4 protein-coding genes and 1 pseudogene are annotated in these 6,013 nt (G+C 34.7%); 1 reads left to right on the top strand and 4 read right to left on the bottom strand.

The window, feature by feature from the left end; genetic code table 11:
* Nucleotides 1-390: pseudogene (locus tag B3J44_RS10170) on the top strand (cation/H(+) antiporter); the annotation flags it as partial.
* 80 nt (nt 391-470) lie between these two features.
* Here the strand turns inward: B3J44_RS10170 and B3J44_RS10175 are convergent.
* The 4 genes from B3J44_RS10175 to B3J44_RS10190 form a co-directional block, all read right to left on the bottom strand.
* Nucleotides 471-1,109, bottom strand: coding sequence for an NAD(P)H-binding protein (locus tag B3J44_RS10175; RefSeq protein ID WP_286968270.1), 639 nt, complete (start codon nt 1,107-1,109; stop codon nt 471-473).
* Nucleotides 1,110-1,203: 94 nt separating this feature from the next.
* Nucleotides 1,204-3,483 (bottom strand): DUF5074 domain-containing protein, encoded by a 2,280-nt coding sequence (locus tag B3J44_RS10180; RefSeq protein WP_286968272.1) that lies wholly within the window; start codon nt 3,481-3,483, stop codon nt 1,204-1,206.
* 25 nt (nt 3,484-3,508) lie between these two features.
* Entirely contained in the window at nt 3,509-4,705 is a 1,197-nt protein-coding gene (locus tag B3J44_RS10185) for a cell surface protein (protein WP_286968273.1), read from the bottom strand.
* Nucleotides 4,706-4,715: 10 nt separating this feature from the next.
* Nucleotides 4,716-5,861, bottom strand: a complete 1,146-nt coding sequence (locus B3J44_RS10190) for a YncE family protein (RefSeq protein WP_286968274.1) — start codon at nt 5,859-5,861, stop codon at nt 4,716-4,718.
* Between the last annotated feature and the right edge of the window lie 152 nt (nt 5,862-6,013).

Below are 6,013 nucleotides of genomic sequence, written 5' to 3' on the forward strand. Positions count from 1 at the left end.
AAATCGCATATTCCTGTTGGCGTTTTAATTGACAAGGATTTAACTGATATCAATACGATTTTCATTCCGCTATTTAACTTAAAAGATTGGGATTCTATTCAGAACTATGTTCAGAAGTTTATTCAGAATATCAATGCGAGAATTGAAATTCTGGATATTGAAGGCAAAATTATGGCTGATCTAGATACCAAAGAAAAAATTAGATTGATAGAACAAGCAGCTCCAAACCAAATAACTTTGAGAAAAGAACAATCTATTGAAAAAGATTTTCTAGAACACCAAGATCTTATGCTAATTTCTATTGATGGATGGAAACATTTGGTAGAGAATAAAAGCCCTTGGCTAGCTAACATACCATCTACTTTAATTCTTTCTGAAGATAAAAAATAGTTTTTTTTAAAATTATGAGTTATGAGATATGAATTATAAGTTGCAAAGCATCTGTAATCTCATAACTCATAACTCATAATTCATAACTCAAGAATCCTATTCAGCTCAAGAGTTGTATTTCCTGACGGAAGCGTTTTTGGTGCTTTTATTAATTTTTGAGCTAGAAATGCCGTAGTGATTGGTTTTAGGTTTTTGAAAAGCCCGATGGCGTTGAAAAACTTTATCACTTTTATCGAAATTTTTTCTCCCAGACGATCTGTATTTTCGCGAATAAGCGGTCCTGGCCTAAAAATGATGTATTGTGAAAAATTTAGCTCTTGAAGATGATCTTCTAACTTTCCTTTCATCATCGAATAAAATACACTGCTTTTGGCTGAAGCTCCATACGAAGAAACCAAAACCAAAGATTTTACTTCATTTTTTCGTGCAGCAGAAGCGAAATCGGCTGGAATATCATAATCGATTTTCCATTGTTTTTCTTTTGATCCTGCATCTTTTAAAGTTGTTCCTAAGCATGAAAAAAGAACATCGCCCGTAATTAATTCCTGAAACGAATTTACATCTGAAAAATCAACTATATGTTCTGTCAACTTTGAATGTGTTTTTCCTGTTGAACGTCTCACAAAAATTGAAACTTCTGAATAATCAGGACTTTCCAAAAGCAGTGTGACCAATTCTTTTCCCGTTGCGCCTGTTGCGCCAATTACCAATGCTTTCATAATAAAAGATTTTAAAAGTAAATATACTCATCTTTTTAATTGAAAAAACCTCTTTACAACTAAGCAAAGAGGTTTTCTTCAAATATTTTAAAACTTATTTTTTAATGAATTTATGAGTATAATTGGCTTTATCAGTTACAATATTAACGATGTAAAAACCTTTGGCAAAATTACTTACATCGATTTGGTTATTGTTTAATCTTGTATTGATAGTTCTTCCTGTCGCATCATAAACAACAGCATCTACGATTTCATCTTCTGTACTGATATTTAGATAATCTGCAACTGGATTTGGATAAATAGACAATTGCACTTTCGCAAATTCGTCTCTTCCTAAAGTCGATGTATCAACCAAAATCGATTTTTCAATTACTTTTCCGTTAGAATTAAAACTAATCACAACCGTCGCAGTTCCTTTTTCCTTAGGCGTTAATATCAATTCTTCATTAGCATTAATTTCTGCCGAAACAATATTTTCATCACTATTAGATTTTATCGCTTTTACAATCGCTACCGATAAGTTGTCTTCGTCTGAAACCACCGTTCTTAAATCGATAATAGTTGTACTAACCGTTGAAAGTTTTGAAGGTAAAATCGAACTTACAACCGGCTCTGCATTATCAGGAAATACAGCCATAGATGGAAACCAATAATAATCGTTCAAGACCTTTGTGTCGATTAATTTTCCAGTATTATCAAAAGTGTGAATCCAGTTTTTCTGATAATGTGCTCCAAATCCGCTCTCTGTTGTATTTACAATTAAGTTGCCAGAAACTGGATCAATGCGTAATCCTGCACCATACACAATTTGCTTGTAAGTTCCTGTTTGCCCAGGAAGTGTCGCAAAATTTTCATTGAATGTTTTGGTGTCAATATCAAATCTTACAATTTGAGCTCCTGCAACAAAACTGCTTACATTATTATTCCAATACAACGCATTTTCTTTATTACTATAAGTAAAACTTCCTGCATTCCAAGCTCCCCAAGAACCTAAATATTTAGTCGTTGGAATGGCATATTCAGTCGTATCAAAAGTCAGCGGATCAATATTTATTAATTTCTGATTCTGAATTCCCCAAACACTTCCGTCTTTAGCCTGTGTAATCGAATGGAACACTCCAGAAATGGTCTTTATTATAGTATTGGTTTTAGGATCAATTACAAAAATTCCAGCATTTTGTTTTACAGCAAAAACATATTGAGAGGTACGAATCATATTGCCTATTTGTCCAGCATACTGACTTCCTCCGCCAGTTCCATTGACCAAATCCCCTACTTTCATATTCACAATATCAAAAAGAAAAATACCATTAGAAGCACCTATGTAACCTGTTTTCTCATCAACACCAATAAAAGAGCGACCATCTCCTCCTCCAATATCGTTAAATGCTGCAATTTTTTTCATCGTTAAAGCATCAGCAACAACCAACCTTCCGCCAGGCTTATATTGTGTATCTCCTGAATCTTGGGCCTGTTTAGAAACAAAATAAAACTTATCTCCGTAAATAGTTCCATATTGTGTAGTCGCCCCAAAAGTATTGTTGTCATTAGCTTCGCTGTAAACGCGATAATTAATATTTCCGTTATTATCAATAAAATTTACAGATCCGTTTGTGTGTCCATACCAATCTTCATTTACCATAAAATAGCCTTTGGTAAAATCTATTGTTTTAGAATAAGGAGTAACTGGAGTAAAAGTTGCAGCAATATCAAACATTTCCATATTCGGATTAAAATTCCAAACATCCCAAGAACCGTTTTGCAATTCACGAGTAGTAGCTCCTACACCAGAATAGCCATAATCGCTTTCTGTCGAATCTTTAACCCAATACGACCAATATCCTGTATACCATCCTGATTGCCAATGATCATCGGGATCGATGCCTGTATAAGAATCAAAATCATATTCTGAAGTATTTACTATACCGTCAAAAGGATACAAAGGATAAGTTTTATTTCCATCCTTATAAAGTCCACTTGTTCCCGTTCCATTCAAATCGAAGCCAAATCCTGCAATTGCAGATCCGAATTGTGTTCCTTGATAAAGCAATGTAAAGAAACGGGGATCAGCCTTTGCAATAGCTTTAATCATATCTTCTCCAGTTGCAGTTCCATCCCATTTAAAACCCCAGACCAAAGCGTCAGAAGTCTTGCCATCGTTCCATTGCACAACAAATGCCGCTTGATTAGCACCTGTTCCTACCCAAAATTGGATATCGTCAAAAGTGGTGGCATTGGCGCTTTTTGCTGTTATTTTTTTTTGCGCAACTGTTTTTAATTTCGCATCATTTCTAGGAACGCCTTGAACTGTTATTTGGGCATTGGTTAGAAATGCAAAGAATAACAAGATTATTATAAAGTAGTTTTTCTTCATAATTAATTGGTTTTAAAATATTGTGTTAGTTAAGATGTAAGTCGTAGGCTCCCGAAACTTCTGTAGAAACTTCTCCAAGCCAACCCGCTTCCTGATTAATTGCTGTGTAGACTTTTACAAAATCAATTCCTGGAAGTTTGACATATTTTCCGTTTTTATCTACAGCCCAAGAAATATCAATATTAGATGCTTCGTCATTATTTGGTGCATTATCTGCATATCCAAATTCAAACGATTTACCAACCCAATACGAGCCTTCGCCACTCTGATCATAGAAATTGTCTGCTATTTTAGTTCCTTTTAAAGTATAAGAAGCATCTGCAATCCAAAGCGGATAATAGCTTTGATCGTGAAATACATTTTGAACTTTAAATCCAGATTTCCCTTCATTGTCTTGCCATTTAATGTATTCTGTATCAAATTGCCAAAACTCAGTTCCAGTAACTGGCGATTTAGTAGCATCTGGCTTAAAATAAGTGATCTCGTAATTTTTTATTGTCGTATTTTTAAAGTACTCGCTTCCTGCAATTTCGTACCATTCATCATCATCTGGTTTTCCATTTTTATTTTTGTCATAAGCGACCATAATAATTCCAGGTTCGCAAGATCCCGAACGTGCTTCGTTGGCTTCATTTCCCCAAAAAGCATTTCCTAAAATCTTGAAATCGCGACCGTCCATATTCGGAATTGTATGGTCGAAACCAAAAACTACATAACCACCAAAACCTCCTAGTGAAACCAGTGAAGTATTCGAACCTACAATTGCTTTTTTCGCAGCTGCAATCATATTGGCTTGAGTATTTCCTGCTGTGTATTCTGGAATTCCGTTTGTGAACTGGCCAACTGCGGGACGAAAATCAAGTACACTAAAAATATATTTACTGTAAGTTCCTGCTTCTTTTACTACATTAATCGAAGAAGTATAGACTTTTACTTCTCCACTAATCTCTACTTTTAAAGTCAGCGGATAATTTTTCTGGAACGGACTAATAAAATCCAAATCTGTGTTTTCTGAAATAATCGAATCTTTAATACTCCACGTCAGTTTTGCTCGGCTTGGAAGCGCTGTTGCAATATTTAACACTTTAAAACGATCAATTGTATAGGATTCTTTGAGGACTTCGGCGGGAAGCAAATCTTCCTCTCGGTCGTCTTTATCGCAGGCCACAAATCCCAAAAAGAGAATTGAAAATAGAGCGATTTTAAAAAGGTTTCTGTTCATTTTTTTATATTTATTTTTTAGTTATAAAAGCAATGTGAGCGGGAATATTTCCTGCAGTAGTTTTCCATTTTAATTTTCCATCGGGCGTAAAACAGTAGATATAACCGGTTACTACATAATTTTGAGCATCGGTAATGTAGATTTCTTTGGTTTCTGGATTTACTTGAAGTCCATACGGAATCATGATCTTTTTATCCGTTCCATCGGTAATAATCTGGTCTGTAATTACTTTTTTAGTTTTAGTATCTAAAATCCCGTAACTCACTTTGTTTGTTCCTGTTAAATAGCTCCAAGAAACGCTGTAGTAATACAACAAATCATCAACCAGACAAGTTCCAGAAACAGGAATATCTAGCTGCATTTTCTTTTCGTCTGTCTGTGTATCAATTACAAAAAGATTAGATGGCGTGTTGTAGTAATCGCCTCGTGAACTGACATAAATATCACCGCGGCTGTCAATTTGCATGCTGTATAAATTTATTCCAACATCTATTTTTTTAATTTCTGTAAACGTTTCCAAATCAATTACAGAAACCGTTCTATCATAATTTGGAACTCTGTAACCTCCAGAATTGGCAACATACAACTTTCCATTATGAACCACCATTTGCTCTGGCTGATAGCCAACGGTCACTTTTCTTTTTATTTCTAGCGAAGTCGTATCAATCTCGGCAACAAAACCAATTTCTGCATTCGGATTTATGGCTACAGGTCCAGAATACGAACTCACATAAGCTTTGTCTTTGTAAAAAGTTACATAACGGCAATTTGGAATATCTATTTTTTTGATGCGTTTTGCCGTCCATTTTTCTAAAACTTCAACTTTGTTCGAACAATTGATGACCGCATAAACCTTATTTCCATAGATTTTAATATCGTTTCCAACATCTCCCAATTCTTTTACAACCGACGGATTTCGTTCTGAATAAACATCTGTAGTATAGTTTCCTGTTCTGTAATTAAAGACATCCAAACTCGCTCGGTTCATTCCCATATTACCTTCGTTTAGAAGATAAAAGCCTTCAATGCTTCCATCACTTCTTGGTGCAGCAACGCTAACATCTGAAGAGAGAAATATCGTTTCGTCTTCTCGACAGGAAATCAAAGAAACGGCGATGCTTAAACTGAATACTATTTTTAAAATGCTCTTTTTCATAACTCAAAACTGATTATAAATTTGAATGTTCTTCCTGGCATTGGGTAATTGTAAATCACTTCATATTGCTGATTGAATGCATTATTCATTTCAATTGCTCCATTCAATTTGTAATTTCTGAATGCGAAAGATTTCTGAACGGCCAAATCGTG

It is taken from the genome of Flavobacterium sp. UBA4854 (assembly GCF_002399805.1).
GTDB lineage: Bacteria > Bacteroidota > Bacteroidia > Flavobacteriales > Flavobacteriaceae > Flavobacterium > Flavobacterium ginsengisoli.

Bases quoted from the DNA above. Each gene is read 5' to 3' on its own strand.
- B3J44_RS10185 (WP_286968273.1), bottom strand. From the start codon at position 4,705: ATGAACAGAAACCTTTTTAAAATCGCTCTATTTTCAATTCTCTTTTTG.
- B3J44_RS10180 (WP_286968272.1), bottom strand. From the start codon at position 3,483: ATGAAGAAAAACTACTTTATAATAATCTTGTTATTCTTTGCATTTCTA.
- B3J44_RS10190 (WP_286968274.1), bottom strand. From the start codon at position 5,861: ATGAAAAAGAGCATTTTAAAAATAGTATTCAGTTTAAGCATCGCCGTT.
- B3J44_RS10175 (WP_286968270.1), bottom strand. From the start codon at position 1,109: ATGAAAGCATTGGTAATTGGCGCAACAGGCGCAACGGGAAAAGAATTG.